General features: G+C 65.4%; 16 protein-coding genes. 5 read left to right on the top strand and 11 right to left on the bottom strand.

What is annotated here, in order from left to right:
* Positions 1–85 precede the first annotated feature (85 nt).
* Positions 86–1,327: an MFS transporter gene (locus QX124_RS17595; protein ID WP_315797818.1), complete on the top strand. Its 1,242-nt coding sequence runs from the start codon at positions 86–88 to the stop codon at positions 1,325–1,327.
* Positions 1,328–1,607: 280 nt separating this feature from the next.
* Here the strand turns inward: QX124_RS17595 and QX124_RS17590 are convergent, their stop codons facing one another.
* Positions 1,608–2,153, bottom strand: coding sequence for a carboxymuconolactone decarboxylase family protein (locus QX124_RS17590; protein WP_315797817.1), 546 nt, complete (start codon positions 2,151–2,153; stop codon positions 1,608–1,610).
* 161 nt (positions 2,154–2,314) lie between these two features.
* On the opposite strand from QX124_RS17590, the gene QX124_RS17585 reads away from it, so the two are divergent.
* Both QX124_RS17585 and QX124_RS17580 read left to right on the top strand, forming a co-directional pair.
* The gene (locus QX124_RS17585) at positions 2,315–3,499 is read left to right on the top strand and encodes an acyl-CoA dehydrogenase family protein (protein WP_315797816.1); all 1,185 of its coding nucleotides are present in this window, start codon (positions 2,315–2,317) and stop codon (positions 3,497–3,499) included.
* A gap of 158 nt (positions 3,500–3,657) precedes the next feature.
* On the top strand, positions 3,658–4,797 hold the full coding sequence (locus QX124_RS17580; protein WP_315797815.1) for an acyl-CoA dehydrogenase family protein: 1,140 nt from the start codon (positions 3,658–3,660) through the stop codon (positions 4,795–4,797).
* A 215-nt stretch (positions 4,798–5,012) separates the two neighbouring features.
* On the opposite strand, the gene QX124_RS17575 is transcribed toward QX124_RS17580, so the two are convergent.
* The 10 genes from QX124_RS17575 to QX124_RS17530 form a co-directional block, all read right to left on the bottom strand.
* Positions 5,013–5,468, bottom strand: coding sequence for a fasciclin domain-containing protein (locus QX124_RS17575; protein ID WP_315797835.1), 456 nt, complete (start codon positions 5,466–5,468; stop codon positions 5,013–5,015).
* 903 nt (positions 5,469–6,371) lie between these two features.
* On the bottom strand, positions 6,372–7,409 hold the full coding sequence (locus QX124_RS17570) for an amino acid ABC transporter substrate-binding protein (RefSeq protein WP_315797814.1): 1,038 nt from the start codon (positions 7,407–7,409) through the stop codon (positions 6,372–6,374).
* A 67-nt stretch (positions 7,410–7,476) separates the two neighbouring features.
* On the bottom strand, positions 7,477–8,070 hold the full coding sequence (locus QX124_RS17565) for a L,D-transpeptidase (protein WP_315740557.1): 594 nt from the start codon (positions 8,068–8,070) through the stop codon (positions 7,477–7,479).
* A gap of 109 nt (positions 8,071–8,179) precedes the next feature.
* Positions 8,180–8,305, bottom strand: a complete 126-nt coding sequence (locus QX124_RS17560) for a DUF2474 family protein (protein ID WP_315757675.1) — start codon at positions 8,303–8,305, stop codon at positions 8,180–8,182.
* A complete protein-coding gene (gene cydB / locus QX124_RS17555) occupies positions 8,305–9,315 on the bottom strand; it encodes a cytochrome d ubiquinol oxidase subunit II (protein ID WP_315778246.1) in 1,011 nt (336 codons plus the stop codon). Before cydB ends, QX124_RS17560 begins: the two co-directional genes overlap by 1 nt.
* Positions 9,312–10,718 (bottom strand): cytochrome ubiquinol oxidase subunit I, encoded by a 1,407-nt coding sequence (locus tag QX124_RS17550; RefSeq protein WP_315778247.1) that lies wholly within the window; start codon positions 10,716–10,718, stop codon positions 9,312–9,314. Before QX124_RS17550 ends, cydB begins: the two co-directional genes overlap by 4 nt.
* Before the next feature lie 365 nt (positions 10,719–11,083).
* Positions 11,084–11,695 carry a sigma-70 family RNA polymerase sigma factor gene (locus QX124_RS17545; protein ID WP_315740553.1) on the bottom strand — a complete coding sequence of 204 codons (612 nt, stop codon included), beginning with the start codon at positions 11,693–11,695 and terminating at the stop codon, positions 11,084–11,086.
* A 231-nt stretch (positions 11,696–11,926) separates the two neighbouring features.
* Positions 11,927–12,670: a response regulator gene (locus tag QX124_RS17540; RefSeq protein WP_315797813.1), complete on the bottom strand. Its 744-nt coding sequence runs from the start codon at positions 12,668–12,670 to the stop codon at positions 11,927–11,929.
* The gene (locus QX124_RS17535) at positions 12,667–14,412 is read right to left on the bottom strand and encodes a DUF3369 domain-containing protein (protein WP_315740551.1); all 1,746 of its coding nucleotides are present in this window, start codon (positions 14,410–14,412) and stop codon (positions 12,667–12,669) included. The genes QX124_RS17540 and QX124_RS17535 overlap by 4 nt, the downstream gene beginning before the upstream one ends.
* On the bottom strand, positions 14,382–16,367 hold the full coding sequence (locus tag QX124_RS17530; protein ID WP_409997710.1) for an ATP-binding protein: 1,986 nt from the start codon (positions 16,365–16,367) through the stop codon (positions 14,382–14,384). Before QX124_RS17530 ends, QX124_RS17535 begins: the two co-directional genes overlap by 31 nt.
* 510 nt (positions 16,368–16,877) lie before the next feature.
* Between QX124_RS17530 and ugpB the strand changes: the two genes are divergently transcribed.
* Together ugpB and QX124_RS17520 are read left to right on the top strand one after the other, a co-directional pair.
* Positions 16,878–18,203 carry a sn-glycerol-3-phosphate ABC transporter substrate-binding protein UgpB gene (gene ugpB, locus QX124_RS17525; protein WP_315786390.1) on the top strand — a complete coding sequence of 442 codons (1,326 nt, stop codon included), beginning with the start codon at positions 16,878–16,880 and terminating at the stop codon, positions 18,201–18,203.
* A gap of 2 nt (positions 18,204–18,205) precedes the next feature.
* Positions 18,206–19,156 carry an aminoglycoside 3'-phosphotransferase/choline kinase family protein gene (locus QX124_RS17520; protein WP_315797812.1) on the top strand — a complete coding sequence of 317 codons (951 nt, stop codon included), beginning with the start codon at positions 18,206–18,208 and terminating at the stop codon, positions 19,154–19,156.
* The last annotated feature ends 167 nt before the right edge of the window (positions 19,157–19,323 follow it).

The raw sequence follows: 19,323 nt of genomic DNA, 5'->3' as shown, positions 1-19,323 counted from the left end.
CATTGCCTCGGGCGCGCGCTTCCCGCAATAGTGCGGCCAAACCAGCAAAGCAGGAGCGTGCGCGCCACGCCTCCGGATACCTGAGATGATCGATCTGACCGTGAGCGAAGACACCTCCGATGATGCCCGCGCCCGCCGCAACGTGGCGCGGCTCGCCGCCGCCCAGGCGCTGACCGGCGCCAACTCGGCCGTGATCTTCGCCACCGGTGCGATCGTCGGCGTCACCATTGCCCCGAACATCGGGCTCGCGACCGTGCCGATCTCGATGTACGTCGTTGGCCTCGCCGCCGGCACCCTGCCGACCGGCGCGATCTCGCGCCGCTATGGCCGCCGGGCGGCCTTCCTCATCGGTACCGGCTGCGGCGCCGTCACCGGCGTGCTCGGCTGCCTCGCCATTCTCCGCGGCTCGTTCGCACTGTTCTGCCTGGCGACGTTCCTCGGCGGCCTCTATGGCGCCGTCGCGCAATCCTATCGCTTTGCGGCGGCCGATGGCGCCAGCGCGACGTTCCGGCCCAAGGCGGTGTCGTGGGTGATGGCGGGCGGCATTTTCGCCGGTCTGCTCGGTCCGCAGCTCGTGCAATGGACCATGGACGTCTGGCAGCCCTATCTGTTCGCGTTCAGCTATCTGGTCCAGGCGGCGGTCGCGCTGGTCGCGATGGGGATCGTCGCCGGCGTCGATCTGCCGAAGCCTGAAGCTGCCGATCTCCATGGCGGCCGGCCCCTCTCGGCGATCGTGCGCCAGCCGCGCTTCATCGCAGCCGCCCTGTGCGGCACCATCGCCTATCCGGTGATGAACCTGGTGATGACCTCGGCACCGCTGGCGATGCAGATGTGCGGGCTCACGGTGTCGGATTCCAATTTCGGCCTGCAATGGCACATCGTCGCGATGTACGGCCCGAGCTTCTTCACGGGATCGCTGATCGCGCGCTTCGGCGCGCCCGTCATCGTCGCGGTCGGCCTCGCGCTGGAAGCGGTCGCAGCGGTGATCGGTCTGTCCGGCCTCACCGCGATGCATTTCTGGGCCACGCTGGTGGCGCTCGGGGTGGGGTGGAATTTCGGCTTCGTCGGCGCCTCCGCGCTGGTGCTGGAGACGCATACATCCGCCGAGCGCAACAAGGTGCAGGCGTTCAACGATTTCCTGATCTTCGGCCTGATGGCGCTGGGCTCGTTCTCGTCGGGCCAACTGCTCGCGAATTTCGGCTGGTCGGCGGTGAACCTCGTGGTCTTCCCGCCGGTGCTGCTCGGCCTCTGCGTGCTGGCGCTGGTGTGGTCGTCGAAGCGCCGAGATGCGCGGCTCGCGGCAGTGGATGTGGCGGAGCGATCATAGCGAGGCTCGCGCGGCATGCTCAGTCTGCTCCCCTCCCCCTTGCGGGGAGGGGTCGGGGGTGGGGGTCCACGAGCCGCGCTTTCTCCGTTGATAACGATCAGAGGCTATCGAGAGGACCAGCAGTGCATGCTCAGCCTCCCGAGCTAATAACCGCCTAGATCGATAAGGGCGCACCTCACTTAGCGCGGCGCCCGGGGACCCCCACCCCCAACCCCTCCCCGCAAGGGGGAGGGGAGCGCACCGGTTCTGCGGTGACGAACTCGATTCACATGGCGCGCCTCTACTTCAGCTCCGACACCTCGCCCTCAGGCAATTCGAACTCGAACGTGTTCAACGTCATCGACACCATGGTGTAGTAGCCGCACAGGCCGATGATCTCGACCAGGCCGCGCTCGCCGAGTTGCGCAATCGCGTCAGCATACAGCGCATCGGTCAGCCCATGCCCCTCGTGAAGCGACTTGGCGACGTCGTAGATCGCCTGCGCCTTGGGATCTGAAAACTCCGGCGTGCGGCGGTCGCGGATCGCCTCGATGATCTTAATGTCGAGGCCGCCGGCCAGCGCGAGGCGCTTGTGCGCGTACCATTCGTAATGCGCGGTCCAGTGCCGGGCGGTTACCAGGATCGCGATCTCCGACAGGTCAGCTGGAAACACCGTGTCGTAGCGCAGGAAGGCGCCGAGCCGTGTCGCATGCCGCGCCATCTCCGGACTATTGAGCCAGGCCATCATCGGCGGCGGCGGCGCGCCGCGCTTGCTGGCGATCGACTCGTCATAGGTCTGGCGCTGGTCGGCGCTCATTTCGCCAGGCGAAAGAAGTTTCAGGCGCATGTCGGTGTCCTCATATTTCGGGCGGCGGCATCATGACCATAGAACGCCATGCAAGGCGAGGGCGTACCGCCCTTGCGGCGACATCGATGTTGAATTCCAGGAAGCGCTGAGGTTAGGTCGTTGCCAACGACAGCAATCATGGAAACGCGCGAGGACCAGACATGGCCGATCTCGACACATTCCGCCGCGAAACGCGCTCCTGGCTGGAGGCCAATTGTCCGCCAGAGATGCGCCGCCCGATGACCTCCGAGGAGGACACGTTCTGGGGCGGCCGCAACGCAAAATTCTCCTCCGAGCCGCAGCGCGTCTGGTTCGAGCGCATGCGCGATAAGGGCTGGACGGTACCGCACTGGCCGAAGGAATATGGCGGCGGCGGTCTCGACGGCGAGGAGGCCAAGATCGTGCGCCAGGAGATGGCGGCGATCGGCGCTCGCGCCCCGATCACTTCGTTCGGCATCTCGATGCTCGGGCCGGCGCTCCTGAAATACGGCACCGACGAACAGAAGCGCGAGCACCTGCCCAAGATCACCGCCGGTCTCATTCGCTGGTGCCAAGGCTATTCCGAGCCGAATGCCGGCTCCGATCTCGCCTCCTTGCAGACGCGCGCTGAAAGCGACGGCGACGACTACATCATCAACGGCCAGAAGATCTGGACGTCCTACGCCAACTACGCCGACTGGATCTTCTGCCTGGTGCGCACCGATCCCGCGGCGAAGAAGCATGACGGCATCAGCTTCATCCTGTTCGACATGACGTCGAAGGGCGTCTCGACCAAGCCGATCCTCCTGATCTCCGGCCGCTCGCCGTTCTGCGAGACCTTCTTCGACAATGTCCGGGTGCCCAAGGCCAACGTGCTGGGCACCGTCAACCGTGGCTGGGACGTTGCGAAGTACCTGCTGCAGCACGAGCGCGCGATGATCTCCGGCATGGGCGAGCGCGGCGGCAGCCGCCCGCTCGGCCAGGTCGCAGCCGATTCCGTCGGCAGCGACGGGCAGGGCCGGCTCGACGATGCGCTGCTGCGCGCCGAGATCGCGGCCTTCGACGTCGACGAGGCCGCGCTTGCGGCCGCGGCCGAGCGCATGGTCGACCTCGCCAAAGCCGGGCAGGGCCATCCGGCGTTCTCGTCGGCGATGAAGTATTACGGCACCGAGCTCAACAAGCGACGCCACGAGCTGCTGATGTCATCGGGCGGCATCGACGCGCTGGAATGGGAGAGCGACCGCTCCGGCGAGGGCGCCCGGCCGCGCGCCTGGCTGCGCACCAAGGCCAATTCGATCGAAGGCGGCACCTCCGAGGTCATGCTCGGCATCGTCGCCAAGCGTATCCTCGATCTGCCGGGGGCGTGAACTATTTCCCCTCATCCTGAGGAGCGCGCCTCTCGGCGCGCGTCTCGAAGGATGAGGCCCCGACGTTGGCCTCATGGTTCGAGACGGCGCTTGCGCGCCTCCTCACCATGAGGGTTGAGAGCGAACCGGTCAGACGCAGTTTTCAAGGGATTCGTGCCATGCCTCTCCTCCTCACCGAAGAACAATCGATGCTGCGCGACAGCGCGCGCGGCCTGATCTCAGATCACGCGCCGGTGTCTCACCTGCGCAAGCTGCGCGACACGCGCGACGAGACTGGCTTCTCGCGCGAGCTGTGGGCCACCTTCGCCGAGATGGGCTTCGCCGGCCTGCTGGTGCCGGAGGAGCATGGCGGCTCCGCCCTCGGTGCGGTCGAGGCCGGTGTCGTGATGGAGGAGATCGGCCGCACCTTGATGCCGTCGCCGTTCCTGGCGACTGCGGTGCTGTCAGCCTCGGCGCTCACGCGCGCCGGCTCGGCGGCGCAGAAGTCCGAGTATCTGCCGAAGATCGCCAGCGGCGCGCTGCTCGCCGCGCTGGCGCTCGACGAAGGTTCCAAGCATCGTCCTTTGCACACCGCCCTGCAGGCCGAGCGCTCCGGCAACGGCTTCAAGCTGAACGGCGCCAAGGCGATGGTGGTCGACGGCCACGTCGCTGATCTCCTGCTCGTCGTCGCGCGCAGTGCGGGCTCGCCTGGCGATCGCGATGGTCTCACGCTGTTCCTGGTCGATCCCAAGGCCAAGGGCGTGGCGATCGAACGCACCATCATGGTCGACGCGCACAACGCCGCGCGGGTCACGCTCGACAACGTCGAGGTCACCGCGGATCACTTGCTCGGCGAGGTCGATGGTGGCGCTGCCACGCTCAGCGCCGTGCTCGATCTCGGCCGCGGCGCGGTCGCCTCCGAGATGGTGGGTCTCAGCGAGGAGGTGTTCGGACGCACCGTCGCGTATCTCAAGGAGCGCAAGCAGTTCGGCAAGGCGATCGGCGAATTCCAGGCGCTGCAGCACCGTGCCGCGCAGCTCTACATCGAGATCGAGATCACCCGCGCCGCGGTGCTCAAAGCGCTGCAGGCGCTTGATGCCGATCCGGCTGGCGCAACAGCCGCAGTTGCGGTCGCCAAGGCCCGCGCCGGCGCCACCGCGACGCGCGCGGTGCAGGAAGGCGTGCAGATGCATGGCGGCATGGGCATGACCGACCAGTTCGACATCGGCTTCTTCATGAAGCGCGCCCGGGTCTGCGAGGAGATGCTGGGCGATGCGAACTATCACGCAGCGCAGCTGGCTCAGCTCAGGGGGTACTAAGCAAGGCCGCTTGTCGGCACCCCGCCGACTCCACACGCTCAGCTGTCATCGTCCGCGAAGGTGGACGATCCAGTACGCCGAGAGAGGTGTGATTGACCGACAAGCCACAGGGTACCGGGTACCCCGCCTTCGCGGCGTACGACAGTGACTATCGACGGCAACAGCAGAGTTCGCAAAAAAGAGCGCGCCATCACCGATGGCGCGCTCTCATTCGATCAATGATGCATCGCGGTCTTGGCCGGTGGCAGCAGCACCTTGTCGATGACGTGGATGACGCCGTTCGAGGCCATGACGTCGGCCTGCACCACATGCGCGTCGTTGACCTGCACGCCGAAGAAGGTGCCGTCGACGGCCACCGGCTGGCCTTGCGCGGTCTTTACGCTCAGCTTCTTGCCGGCGACGTCGCCCGCCTTCACCGCGCCGGGGATCACGTGATACTTCAGGATCGCGGCGAGCTTGCCCTTGTTCTTCGGCTTCAGGAGATCCTCGACCGTGCCGGGCGGCAGCGCGGCGAACGCCGCGTCGGTCGGTGCGAATACGGTGAAGGGACCCTTGCTCTTCAGCACCGGCACGACACCTGCGGCCTTGGCGGCGGCGACCAGCGTCTTGAACTGGCCCGCGCCGACGGCGGTGTCGACGATATCGGCGGCACGTGCCGCGGTTGCTGACATGGAGAGCGCGCCCAGCATCAGCGCGCCGGCCATGAACGAACGGAATCCCAGCGTCATTCGAGTTTTTCCCTGTGAACTGAACTGATGAGTTGGCTGATGCGCAAAAGGATTTCGGTACCTCTTGTTCTCCCTGTTGTGCAGGGGCGCATCACCCGACCGGATTGGTCAGGCTCGTTACGATCGTTGCGATTGGCTGGATTTGAGAATGAGTTCACGAGCTCGTGAGCGGCTGCCCGAACCTCCAGGGCAGATCGCGCGAGAGCCATGAATCCGCGGGACTAATTGCTTTGCGGGAGCATCCGCATTGCCCGTCGTGCCATTTTGTCGCAACCCGACGGGCGTTGTGTCGTCGGGCAAATCACCGGCACAGTCGCTGCCGTCTTGGCCCACAAGAGGGACGCTTCGCGGTCGTCACGAGTGTCGGGCTGATGATGCGATGGCCGCATCGGATCGCAGCGTGAGCTGATCGCGCCGACGAACGATTGCGATGCGGACGGGAAGACGTGTGGTCCTGGCGCCCCGATGCTGGCGCCAAGTCGGCGGGTGATGATGATCCTGCCGGCGACGGTGGCTAACAAGCCGGACACCGGGGAGAGCGCGCCATAACCGTTAAAGCCATCGCGCAGGGAGGGCCGGGTCGTTCCGGCTGTACCTGTGGTTCCTGCCGCCTGCATTTTTTTCGCAGGCGGGCCACGGGCCTCAGCCGAGGCCCGGCCTTCCCTGCGCCCTCGATTTCCAGAGGGCGGACGAATTTGCAAAGCTCGGACGCGTGAGGCGTCGCGAGAAGGTCAGGCCATGCTCCGTCATTGCGAGCGAAGCGAAGCAATCCAGAGTCTTTACAACAGCCCTGGATCGCTTCGTCGCGTTGCTCCTCGCGATGACGGTGGAAGTGTGCAGAGATCCTTACCGGATCGGCGGCGCGTACTGGACGCCGCCGGCGTTCCAGAGCTGGTTCATGCCGCGCGGAATCTTCAGCTTCGACTCGCTGCCGACGTTGCGCTCATAGACCTCGCCGTAATTGCCGACGTGACGGATCACGCGCGCGGCCCAGTCCTTGGTCAGGCCGAGGTCCTGGCCATAGCTGCCCTCGTTGCCGACCAGACGCATCACGTCCGGCTTCTTCGACTTCAGCGCTTCGTCGATGTTCTTGGAGGTGATGCCGAGCTCCTCGGCATTGATCATCGCGTACAGCGTCCACTTCACGATCATCATCCAGTCGTCGTCGCGCTGGCGCACCACGGGCGCGAGCGGCTCCTTGGAGATCAGGTCGGGCAGGATGTCGTGATCGCCGGGCTTCGACAGCGTCAGGCGCAGCGCGTAGAGCTGCGAGACGTCGGCGGTGAAGGTGTCGCACTTGCCGCTGTCATACGCCTTGATGACGTCGTCGAGCTTGGGAAACTTCACCTCGTCGTACTTCATGTTGTTGGTGCGGAAATAGTCCCCGACGTTGAGCGCGTTGGTGGTGGAATCCTGCACGCAGACCTTGCTGCCGTTAAGGTCCAGCGCGGTCTCCAGCTTGCGCGCGCGCGGCACCATGAAGCCCTGGCCGTCGTAATAGGCGACCGCCGGGAAATACAGATCGTAATTCTGCTCGCGTGCCATCGACCAGGTGGTGTTGCGCGAGAGGATGTCGACCTTGCGGCTCTGCAGCTCCTTGAAGCGCTCACTGGCGTCGAGCGGCACGAACTTCGCCTTCTTCGGATCGTCGAAGATCGCAGCCGCCACGGCGCGGCAGAAGTCGACATCGAAGCCGCTCCAATTGCCCTTGTCGTCGGGAATCGAGAAGCCGGGCAGCCCGGCGTTGACGCCGCACAGCACCTCGCCGCGGCGGATGGTCCGCTTCAAGGTGCGGGTGTCGTACATCTCATAGGTGACGGCGAGCGCCGCGACGAGGACGGCGACGGCGAGCCCGATCAGCAGGCCGCCTCGGAAAGTGCGCATGGTCAATCTCTTTCGAAAAAATGTCAGGATGAAGCGATGGCTGAATGTCCGGCGGCGGGCGCCGCCGTCACAGTTCCGGCTTCTGCCGCACCACGATCTTGGTGCCGACCGGCACGCGGTCATAGAGATCGGCGACATCGGCATTCACCAGCCGGAAGCAGCCGGAGGAAATCTTGCTGCCGATGGTCCAGGGCTGATTGGTGCCGTGGATGCGGTACACGGTGGTGCCCAGATACATCGCACGCGCGCCCAAGGGATTGCCGGGGCCGCCGGCCATGAAGCGCGGCAGATAGGGCTGGCGCTGGATCATCTCCGGCGGCGGCGTCCAATCCGGCCACTCGGCCTTCTTGGTGATCGACAGCAGCCCCTGCCACTGGAAGCCGTCACGGCCGACGCCGATGCCGTAGCGGATGGCGCGGCCGCCCGGCTGCACCAGATAGAGGTGGCGTTCGGCGGTGGACACGATGATCGTGCCTGGCGGCTCGGTGGTGCGGAAATACACCACCTGCTTGCGCCATTCGGGATCGAGCTCGTAGCCGTCATCGGCGACGAGGCCGGGCTGATCACCGGGATCCTCGGATTGGGCGAAACTGTGCGACGTAGACAGCGCCAGCGCGATGATGGCGCTGGTGGTACACAGCAGGCGACGGAAACTCGGCATTCAAAGCTCTCCTCAACGGACCCCTGCGAAGCTCGCCCGATTAAAATCACCCGCCAAATTTCAGGGGCATATTCGCAGCAAAGTCAAGGTGAGCGCGGGGCGCCCGCCGTCATCCAAGCTTCATCCAGAGCCGCAGCAGGAAGGCGACGGTGCCGACGGCCGCCACGCCGGCGAGCCACAGCACGACGAACCAGGCGAGGCGCTTCGCGAGCGGGGCAGGCTGCTCGGACGGCATCAATGATAGCCGCTGTCGTGCCCGACCTTGCCGCGAAACACCCAATAGGCCCAACCGGTGTAGCCGAGAATCAGCGGCACCAGCACGAGCACGCCCGGCAGCATGATCAGTTGGCTGCGCTCCGGCGCCGCCGCCTGCCAGATCGTGATGCTCTGCGGCACGATGTAGGGGTACATGCTGATGCCGAGGCCGGCATAGGACAGCAGGAACAGCGCCAGCGCGAGAAAGAACGGCCAGCCGTCGGTCTTCTGGGCGAGGTGCTTCATCAACAGCACGGTGACGCCGATGACGGCGAGCGGCACCGGCGCGGTCAGGACCACGGCCGGCCAGGTGAACCAGCGCTGCGCATATTGAATGGTGAGCAGCGGCGTCGCCAGGCTGACCGTGGCAATCGCGAGCAGCATGGCGAACAGGAGATACCAGCTGATGCGATACGCCTTGTCGCGCAGGTCGCCCTCTGTCTTCAGGATCAGCCAGGTCGCGCCGAGCAGTGCGTAGCCGACCACGAGCGAGACGCCGGTGAGGATGCTGAACGGCGTCAGCCAGTCCCACCAGCCGCCGGCATAGTGCCGGCCCTCGACATGCACGCCCTGCAGAATGGCGCCGAGCGCGATGCCCTGCGCCAGCGCCGCGACCCAGGAGCCGCCGGCGAAGGCGAGGTCCCACAGATTGCGCTGCGCGCGGGTGCGCCAGCGGAATTCGAAGGCGACGCCGCGGAAGATCAGCCCAACCAGCATCGCGATCAGCGGCGCATACAGCGCGGGCATCAGGATCGCATAAGCGAGCGGGAAGGCGGCCATCAGGCCGCCGCCGCCGAGCACCAGCCAGGTCTCGTTGCCGTCCCACACCGGCGCCACCGTGTTGGTGATGACGTCGCGGTCCTGCTTGCCCGGGAACAGCGGAAACAGGATGCCGAGCCCGAGATCGAAACCGTCCATCACGACGTAGATGAAGACGGCGAGCGCGATGATGAAGGCCCAGAGGGTCGCGAGATCGACGGCAACACTCATGATCCGACGGCTCCCTGCACGACGCCCGCGGCCGGCGTGATGCCGGCCGTGCGGACCGGCTGCTCGCTGCTCGGGCCCGGCTCACCGGGATGCGGCGGCTCGGCCATCAGGCGCAGGATGTACAGCACGCCGGCGGCGAAGATGATGAAATACACGATGATGAAGGCGAGCAGCGAGGCACCCACGGCCGGGGCCGCGAGCGGGGAAACGGAATCGGTGGTGCGCAGCAGCCCGTACACGGTGAACGGCTGCCGGCCGGTCTCGGTGGTGATCCAGCCGGCCATGACGGCAATGAATCCCGCTGGTCCCATCGCAATCGCGAAGCGGTGCAGGCCGCGATTGATGTACAGCCGGTCGCGCCAGCGCTCCCACAGGCTGAACAGGCCGAGCGCCAGCATCAACAGCCCCAGGCCGACCATGATGCGGAACGACCAGAAGGTGATCGCCACCGGCGGCCAGTCCTGCCGCGGCACGGTGTCGAGGCCGGCCATCGGTGCGTCGATCTGGTGCTTGAGGATCAGCGAGCCGAACTTAGGGATCCCGAGCGCCCATGTCAGCTCGCCCTTGGCCTGGTCCGGCCAGCCGAACAGATACAGCGGCGCGCCGTCCTTGTGGCTCTCGAAATGGCCTTCCATGGCCATGATCTTCACCGGCTGGTGCTCGAGCGTGTTGAGGCCGTGCTGGTCACCGACCAGGATCTGCAGCGGCGCCACTAGCGCCGCCATCCACATCGCCATCGAGAACATCACGCGCGGGCCCGGCAGGTGCGGATTGCGCAGCAGATGCCAGGCGCCGACGGCGCCGACCACGAGCGAGGTCGTCAGATACGCCGCCAGCACCATGTGCACGAGGCGATAGGGGAAGGACGGATTGAAGATCACCTTGAGCCAGTCGACCGAGACGAACTGGCCGTCGGCGTTGACGGCGTAGCCGGCGGGCGTCTGCATCCAGGAATTGGCGGAGAGGATCCAGAACGCCGAAATCAGGGTGCCGACCGCGACCATCAGAGTGGCCAGGAAATGCAGCTTCGGGCCGACCCGCCTGAGGCCGAACAGCATGACGCCGAGAAAGCCGGCCTCGAGAAAGAACGCGGTCAGCACCTCATAGGCCATCAGCGGGCCGATCACCGGTCCGACCTTGTCGGAATACACCGACCAGTTGGTGCCGAACTGGTAGGACATCACGATGCCGGAGACGACGCCCATGGCGAAGGTAATGGCGAAGATCTTGAGCCAGTAATTGAAGACGTTGAGATAGACGTCGCGCCCGGTCCACAGCCACAGCGCCTCGAGCACGGCGAGGTAGGACGCGAGCCCGATCGAGAAGGCGGGGAAGATGATGTGGAAGGTGACCGTGAAGGCGAACTGCGCGCGCGCCAGCTCAACCGCATCCAAACCGAACATCAGCACCGTCCGTCATTGCCACGGGGCTTGTCGCATCGCCCCATGACGGAAGATTGCACCGGCAACGCGCGATATCAAATGGTCAAATCGACCAAGGCGGCGCTGCAGGTCCATAAACGACGAAGACCCGGCGGGGGCATCCGCCGGGTCTTCGGAGCAACCTTGGGAGGTGGAGGTTATCCTTGAATTTGCTCGCTCGAAACCGAGATCAGCTGGGGGACTGAGGCTCGGTCGATGGATAACGTTCTAGCGGCCGAAATTTTCCAGGTGATTTCGCCGATTGTTTCAATTGTTTCGTTCGGTGATTTTCGTGCGTCGTCTTTGGAACCCGTCGGGACATCAGCCCCGACGAGAATGAACCTTGGTCAGGCGGCGAGGCTGTGGACGCCGGCACAGCGCAGGAGTTCGGCGAGGTGCTTGCGGGCATAGAACATGCGCGTCTTCACCGTGCTCTGCGGAATGCCGATGATCTGCCCGACCTCCTCCACCGACTTCTCGTGGTAGTAGATCAGGGTGATGATCTCGCGATGGGCCGGCGACAGCTTGGCGACGCAGGCGCGCAGGATGGCGCTGGTGGTGGAGCGCTCGAGCGAGGTCTCCGGCGTGTCGGAGTCGTCGGCGATCTCGCGCACCTCGTCCTGGTCGATGTCCTCGAAGCGGCGCTGGCGCAGCGCGGTCAACGCTTTGAAGCGGGCGATCGACAGCAGCCAGGTCGAGACCTGCGAGCGGCCCTCGAACTGCCTGGCGGTGCGCCAGACGTCCAGGAACACCTGGCTGACGAGGTCCTCGGCGATCGTGGTGTCGCGGACGATGCGCAGGATGAAGCGATAGACCCGCACATTGTGGCGCGCATAAAGCGTGTGCATCGCGGTGCGATCGCCATCGGCAATGCTCTCCAGGAGCATGCCGTCCGTGGTCGCCTGGGCTGCGATGATGCCCTGGCTGGCTGCGGAATTGATGGCAACGACGTTCTGCATGGCACTCTCCCGTTCCGCCGCCCCCTTGCGGCGTTTCGACGGGAGGGATTGTTAAGGAGCGCCCGTTTCGGGACGTCTGCACGAAAACAGGAAAATGGTTTCGTGCGCCTGCGGAAATGTTTCGTCGCGGCGCACATCGCGAAACACTCGTGGCGGAATTGTGCCCTATTCCAAGATACGGAACTGGATGTGGATGCAGAGGCCGCTTCCGCCGCCGCCGACCGGCCGTCCTCAGGCCTTCTCGCCCGCCGGCGAGAACAGGTAGCCGCCACCGCGGATGGTACGGATCACCGCCGGCTTGGTCGGATCCGGCTCGATCTTGCGGCGGATTCGCATGATTCTCAGGTCCACGGCGCGGTCGAATGCCTCGGCATCGCGGGCATTCGCCAGCTCGAGCAGCCGTTCGCGCGACAGCACCCGCTTCGGGTTGGCAGCGAACACTTTGAGCAGGCCGAATTCGGACGCCGTCAGCGGGTGCTCGTTGCCCTCGTCATCCCGCAGCGCCTGGGCATCGAGATCGAGCCATTTGGTACCGAACCGCACCAATTGCGGGTCCTTCGCCTGGGCGGGAGCGGAGTCCGTAGTGGCCGCCGCAGTCTTGGCCGGCCCACTGCGGCGCAGCACGGAGCGGATCCGGGCCATCAATTCGCGCAATTCGCACGGTTTGGCGACGTAATCGTCGGCCCCGAGCTCGAGCCCCACCACCCGGTCGATCGGGCTGGCGGTGGCGGTCAGCATGATCACCGGGATATTGGTGCGGCCCTTGAGATCGCGGATGATCGAAAGGCCGTCCTCTTCGGGCATGTTGAGGTCGAGCACGACGAGATCTGCCGGGCCGGTCTCGATGGCGCTGCGCAGGCTCTTGCCGCCGTCGCACAGCGTCACCGCGAAGCCGTGCATCTTGAGGTAATCACCCACCATTTCGCGGGCAGGGGCCTCGTCGTCGACGATGATGATGTGCTGGCTCTGACTCATGACAATTCGGCCGCCGGCAGTGTGATCGTGAAGGTCGATCCGGATCCCGGCCCATCGCTCCTGGCCGTCACCTCGCCACCATGCATGTCGACGATGCGTTTGACAATCGACAGGCCGAGCCCGGTCGAGCTCTCGCCGGCGGTCGGCTTGGCCGACAGCCGCTGGAACCGGCCGAACAGGCGGCCGAGATCCTCCGGCGACAGCCCGGCTCCCTGGTCGGTGACGCCGATGATGGTGTTGTCGCCGTCATCGGCGGCATTCACGGTGATCCTGCCGCCGATCGGGCTGTACTTGATCGCGTTGCTCAGGAGGTTGTCGATCGCCTCGCGGATCCGGTCGATGTCGCACATGGTCGACAGATGCGGCGGCGCCGACACGGCAATGACCTGCTGCTTGTTGAGCGCGAGCGGCTGGTTGGCCTCGACCACCTCGTGGACCAGGGCTGCGATGTCGACCGGCTCACGGCGGATGGTGATGTCGAAGGCGTCGGCCATCGCATCCGAGATCAGATGGTCGACCATCGAGGTCAGCCGCTTGGCGGCATCGCGGATATGTCCGACCTGGCTGGTGATGCCGTCGGCGGAGGCGCCGGTCGCGATCAGCTCGGTCAGCATTTCCGTGCGGCCGAGGATGACGCCGAGCGGATTCTTCAGGTCGTGGGCGACGGTGCCCAAAATCTCGTTCTTGAAGCCGTTGGCGCGCTGCAGCCGCAGCCATTGCGCCGACAGCCGCCGGTTGGCCTGCATCAGCGCGCGGGTGCGCTGGGCGACGCGGTCCTCAAGCTGGGTGTTGGCCTCATGCAGCTGCTGATAGAGGATCACGTTGTCGAAGGCGATCGACAGCCGGCTGGAGAAGATCTCGACCAGCGAGCGATCGGTCTCGGACAGCGGCCGCTCCGCCTGCAGCAGCACCACGACCTCGCGCCCCGAGCCAGTGCGGACATAGAGCACGGTGCGATGGTCGGCAAATTCGTTGCTGCGCTGCCTGAAGGCGGCCTCCACCATGTCGCGCAGATCCGGATCGAGCGAGCGCGAGGTGACGGCGCCGGAGAAGCGGCTGTAGCAGCCGGAGCCGGCCAGCACCGAAAAATCGTCGGTCTGGCTGCCGTCGTCGCGCAGCACCAGGATGCCTGCGCAATCCACGTTCAGCAGCGAAGCGATCTGGGTCAGCACGCCCTCGGCCAGCCGCTGCATCGACTTGAAGTCGTACAGCGTCGAGGCGGCGTCGATGATGATCTCGAGGCCGCGGCGGGTCTGTACCATGCGCTCGAGCTGCTGGTAGCTGCGCAGCGCCGCCGTCAGCGAGGTGAACAGCTTGTCGGCGGTGAGCTCGGTCTTGGCCTTGTAGTCGTTGATGTCGTACTGGACGATGACGCGCCGCTCCGGCGCCTGACCCGGCTGTCCGGTGCGGAGGATGATGCGGACGGTCTCGTTCTTGATCTCGTTGCGGATGTATTCGACGAGCTCGAGCCCGGCGACGTCGGTCTCCATGATGACGTCGAGCAGCACGGCCGCGATGTCGGTGTGCTCCCGCATCAGCGCGCGGCCTTCGGCCGCCGAATAGGCGGACAGGATTTCGAGCCCCTGGCCGTTCAGGCTGTAATCCGACAGCGCAAAGCGGGTGCCCTCGTGCACGGCATGGTCGTCGTCGATGACGGCGATCTTCCATTTCCGAGCCGAACCGTCATCCTCGTCGAAACCGGCATCCTCGATCAGTTGGAGGACATCGTCCTGTTCGGCCATTGCGTCGTTCCGTCGCCCATTGCTGTCTCGGCGCCGCCCTTGGCGACCCGCGGCATGATAATCCGAAAGGTGGTGCCTTGTCCCTCGCGGGATTCCAGCATCATGCGGCCGCCGAGCTGCTGCGTCACCAGATTGTAGACGATATGCAGCCCGAGCCCCGTTCCCCCTTCGTTGCGGCGTGTCGTGAAGAACGGATCGAAGGCCTGACGCTGGACGTCGGGGGGCATGCCGGCCCCGTTATCGGCGAAAATGATCTCGATGTCATCCGCGCCGCGCGGCCGCGCCGTAATCGAGATGGTGCCCGCGCGCCCGTCGACAAAGGCATGATTGACGGCGTTGAGGAACAGGTTGGTGAGGATCTGACCGTAGAACCCGGGATAGCCATCGATGAAAAGTCCCTCGGGGACGTCGACCGCAAGCGTGATCGGCGCGCGCTTGAGCACCGGCTTGAGGCTGGTGATGATCTGATCGGTCGCCTCGCTCAGGACGAAGGTCCGTCGCTCCGCATGGGAGCGGTCGACCGCGACCTGCTTGAACGATTGGATCAGCTCGCCGGCGCGCTGCAGATTGGCGACCAGCTGCTCGGATGCATCGCGCGAGGAGCGCACGAACTCCTCCAGCTGCGACCGGCGCAGGCCGCCTTCGGGCGACCGCAGTGCGGCCTCGAACATCTCGACCCGGCGCGCGAAGCTGGAGGCCACCGTCAGGCTGATGCCGATCGGATTATTCACCTCATGTGCGACGCCGGCGACGAGCCCGCCCAGCGCCGCCAGCCGCTCGGCATCGATCAGGTTGCGCTGCGCGGCGTTGAGTTCGAGCAGCGCGCTCTCGGCCTTTTCCTTCGCGGCGCGGAGCTCGTCCTCGGTCTTGCGCTTGGCGATTGCGTTCTCGCGGAAGGTCTCGACGGCGCGGGCCATCGCGCCGACCTCGTCACGCGCCTCGGTGCCCTGGACCTCGCGGTCGTAGTCGCCCAGCATGATCGCGCGCATCGAGGCCATGATCTGCTGCAACGGCAGCCGGATCGACAAGGCGATCAGCACCCCGGCGGACAGGATGACTCCCAGGAAGATCACGGCGATCGAGAGGACGCGACGGGAGATGTCCTTCAACGTCCGGTCGAAGGTCGCCTGCGCCTTCTGCTCGTGCTGGCGCATCTTGACCGACAGGCCGTCGATGGCGCCGATGGTTTCGGCCTGGCTCGCATCGATGGTATTGCGCAGCAGTTCGGTGCGGTTGGTGAGCTGATCGGTGAGCTTGGAAAATCCTGCACGCAGCGCCGCGGTCCGGGCCGACAGTCGCTGCAGCGCCAGCCGCTGCAGATCATTGTCCGCAAGACTCGACATCACCGGAATGGTCTTCTCGATCGTCTCCGTGTTGCGGCGCGCGTCGTCGGCGGAGGCGGGCGCGAGCGACAGATAATAGGAATTGGCCGCGACCAGCATGGCGGTGAAGGCCTCGCGCGACTTGCCGAGCGAAGGCCAGATCTGCGCGTCGCGATGGCCGGTCGCGCCTTCGATCACCGAATAGAGCCCGGCGATGTCGCGGGCGGGGCCGAGAACCTCTTCCTCATAGGTCTTGGAGATCGTCGCCTGCAGACTGCGCAGCTCGCCGAAGCCGTCCAGGAAACGCACGGTGACGCGCTCCAGCTCCTCGACCGACCCCGACAGCATCGGGTCGGTCGAGGCGCGCGTCGTGAGCGTCCCGAGCACGGCCTCGCGCAGCAGCAGGATCTCGGCGAACAGCTCCGGGCTCGGCTGATTGATGTAGCGATGAATGAGGTTCTGCAGCCGGCTCGTCTCGCTTTCGAGCAGGGCCAGCACCTTGTCGGATTCCCGGACCTGGCGAACGTCGTCCCAGGCCGTGCCCAGCACCGTCGCGCCGTTCCAGATCAGCGCCGCCAGCACGATCACGACAGCTGAGTTGAGCGCGGCGATCGAGAGGATGCGCCAGCGAATCGGAACCGCCCGCAGCGCGCGAACGATCCGTGCCCGCCCCAGGACCGCCAGACTGAGCGGCCGCGCGACGGATTTCCGCTGCTCGGATCGCGCCACGATCGCTACCTCGGGCCGGTCGTGCGGAGCCTGCCTGCGTCCGCTCTGCCGCGCTCTGCCGCGCTTGTATGCTGCGGCGCAGCCAGTCGCGACGCCGAGCATGAAAGGGACGAGCGGTACCGCGCGCCCGCCTCAGCGCGCATCAGCACCGGCGTGACGTCCACTCTCGAGATCGACGAAAGATGGGCGCGGTACACAGGCAACACTCTTCCCCCTGATGATGAGGTCGGCCCGGACATGAAAAGGTTCAATGCACTCCCGAACAGGTGCTATAAGGCCATTCTGACGTCAAAGCGATACGCGTCAATGGTTTGTTGATAGGCTATTGCAGCCTTGGGTTGTTGGACCCCATTTTCGGTCCGATTGCGATCTCAGCCCGGGCAGATTCATTCATCGAATTGGAGTTGGCTCCCGTTGACGGTCCTCTTGCGTTCTGTTTCGTCTGCAATCCTGCTCTGGACGGTTGTTTGCGCAAGCACGGCCCAGGCCGCGACCGAGATCATGTGGTGGCATGCGATGTCGGGTGAGCTCGGCAGGCAGGTCGACAGACTGGCCGCCGACTTCAATGCGTCGCAGTCCGACTATCGCATCGTGCCGAGCTACAAGGGCAGCTATACCGAGACCGTGACGGCGGCCATCTTCGCGTTCCGCTCGCGCAGCCAGCCGGCCATCGTGCAGGTCAACGAGATCGCGACCGCGACGATGACGGCGGCGAAGGGCGCGATCTACCCCGTCTACGAGTTGATGCGCGACGAGCAGGAGAGCTTTTCGCCGTCGGCCTATCTGCCCGCGATCGCCGGCACCTATGCCGACGCCGACGGCAACATGCTGTCGTTTCCGTTCAACGCCTCCACGCCGATCCTCTACTACAACAAGGATCAGTTTCGCGCGGCCGGGCTGGATCCGGGCGCGGCGCCGAAGACCTGGCCCGAGCTCGGCAAGGCTGCCCGGCGGCTGCGCGACAACGGCGTCGCCTGCGGCTTCACGACGTCGTGGCCGGCCTGGATCAACGTGGAGAATTTCTCGGCCTTCCACAATCTGCCGATCGCCACCCGCGCCAACGGCTTTGCCGGACTGGACGCCGTGCTGACGTTCAACAATCCGCAGGTCACGCGGCACATCGCCCAGCTCGCGGAATGGCAGAAGGGCAAGGTCTTCGACTATGGCGGCCGCGGCCAGGCAGCCGAGCCGCGTTTCCAGAAGGGCGAGTGCGGCATCTTCATCGGCTCCTCGGCGACGCGCGCCGATATCAAGGCGAATTCGAAGTTCGAGGTCGGCTACGGCATGATGCCGTACTGGCCTGACGTTGCGGGCGCGCCACAGAATTCGATCATCGGCGGCGCGACGCTGTGGGTGCTGCGTGACCGTCCCGCGGCCGAGTACAAGGGCGTTGCCAAGTTCTTCGCCTATCTGTCGCGGCCCGATGTTCAGGCCGCCTGGCACCAGAATACGGGCTATCTGCCGATTACGCAGGCGGCATTCGATCTGACGCGCGCGCAGGGCTTCTACGACCGCAATCCGGGAGCAGCGATCTCGATCGAGCAGGTGACGCTCAATCCTCCCACGGAGAATTCGCGCGGCCTGCGGCTGGGCTCGTTCGTGCTGATCCGTGATGCCATCGAGGACGAGATGGAGCAGGCCTTCAGCGGCCGCAAGCCGGCGCAGGCGGCGATCGATGCGGCCGTCGACCGCGGCAACCGTCTGCTGCGCCAGTTCGAGCGCGCGAGCCCGGATCGCTGAAAATGGCTTTGCCACCGGTCGCCGATAGCGCGCAGCTCCGGCGCCTCCGTGCCGACGCGACGCGCTGGCTGCCGGCTGCACGCGATATTGCGCGCGACCATGGCTACGACGACGCGCGGCTGGCGCCGTTCGCGGCGGGCACCAATCTGGTTCTCGCGCTGAACGACGGACTGATCCTGAAAGTCTTCCCGCCGTTTCATCGCGGCAAGTTTCAGTCCGAGCGGGCGGCCTTGCGCGTGCTCGCCGGTGGCGTCGGCGACGTCCGTACCCCCGACCTGCGCCACGAGGGGGAGCGCGACGGCTGGTGCTATCTGATCATGACCAGGCTCGGCGGCATGCCTGCTTCGGATGTCTGGCGGCAACTACAGGAGCAGGACAAGCAGCTCTTGCTCAGGCAGGTCGGTCGTCTGATCGCCGCCGTGCAGCGGGTCCCGCCTGGCGAGCTGCTCGCGCTCGGTCCGCGCTGGTCGGATTTTTTGAGGATGCAGATGGCCGGATGTCATGCACGCCATCAGAGGCTCGGCTTGCCGCCGACGCTGCTTGCCGGGCTGAACGATCTCCTGCGCGAGGCCGCAGCACTGCTGCCGAAGGATCCGCCGCCGGTCATCCTGACCGGTGAATACATTCCGGAGAATTTCCTCGTCACGCGCAGCGGTGATAGCTGGCAGCTGAGCGGGCTGTTCGACTTCGGCGACGTCATGACTGGTCTTGGCGAATATGATCTGCTCGGGCCGAGCGCCTTCATGGCAGCGGGTCAGCCCGGGCGCGTGCGTGCCTTGTTCGATGGTTACGGATTTGCCCTGGAGGACATCAACTGGCAGCTGAAGCGACGGCTGCTCGCCTTGATGCTACTGCACCAGGCGAGCGATCCGCTCCGCCACATCTGCATTCCGGATTGGCCGGCCAAGGTCCGCGACTTCGACGAGCTGCAGGCGCTGATCTGGCCGGAGTGATCCCCAACCGGGGCGGCGGTCCAACAGGCATTGCGTAAATCTGTCGCAGGCTATTTGAAGTGATTATAAATTCAGCAAATATGCAGCTTTGTATGCAATAGGAGGCGTCGAGCCGTACCACTCGGTGAAGGCGCGGCGATATTTCAATAGCTTAGCTTTCGGCCGGG

Origin of the sequence: Bradyrhizobium sp. SZCCHNRI3043 (assembly GCF_032377735.1) — a bacterium.
In the GTDB taxonomy this organism is placed as follows: Bacteria; Pseudomonadota; Alphaproteobacteria; order Rhizobiales; family Xanthobacteraceae; genus Bradyrhizobium.
This window is presented reverse-complemented; position numbering and strand designations above follow the sequence as displayed.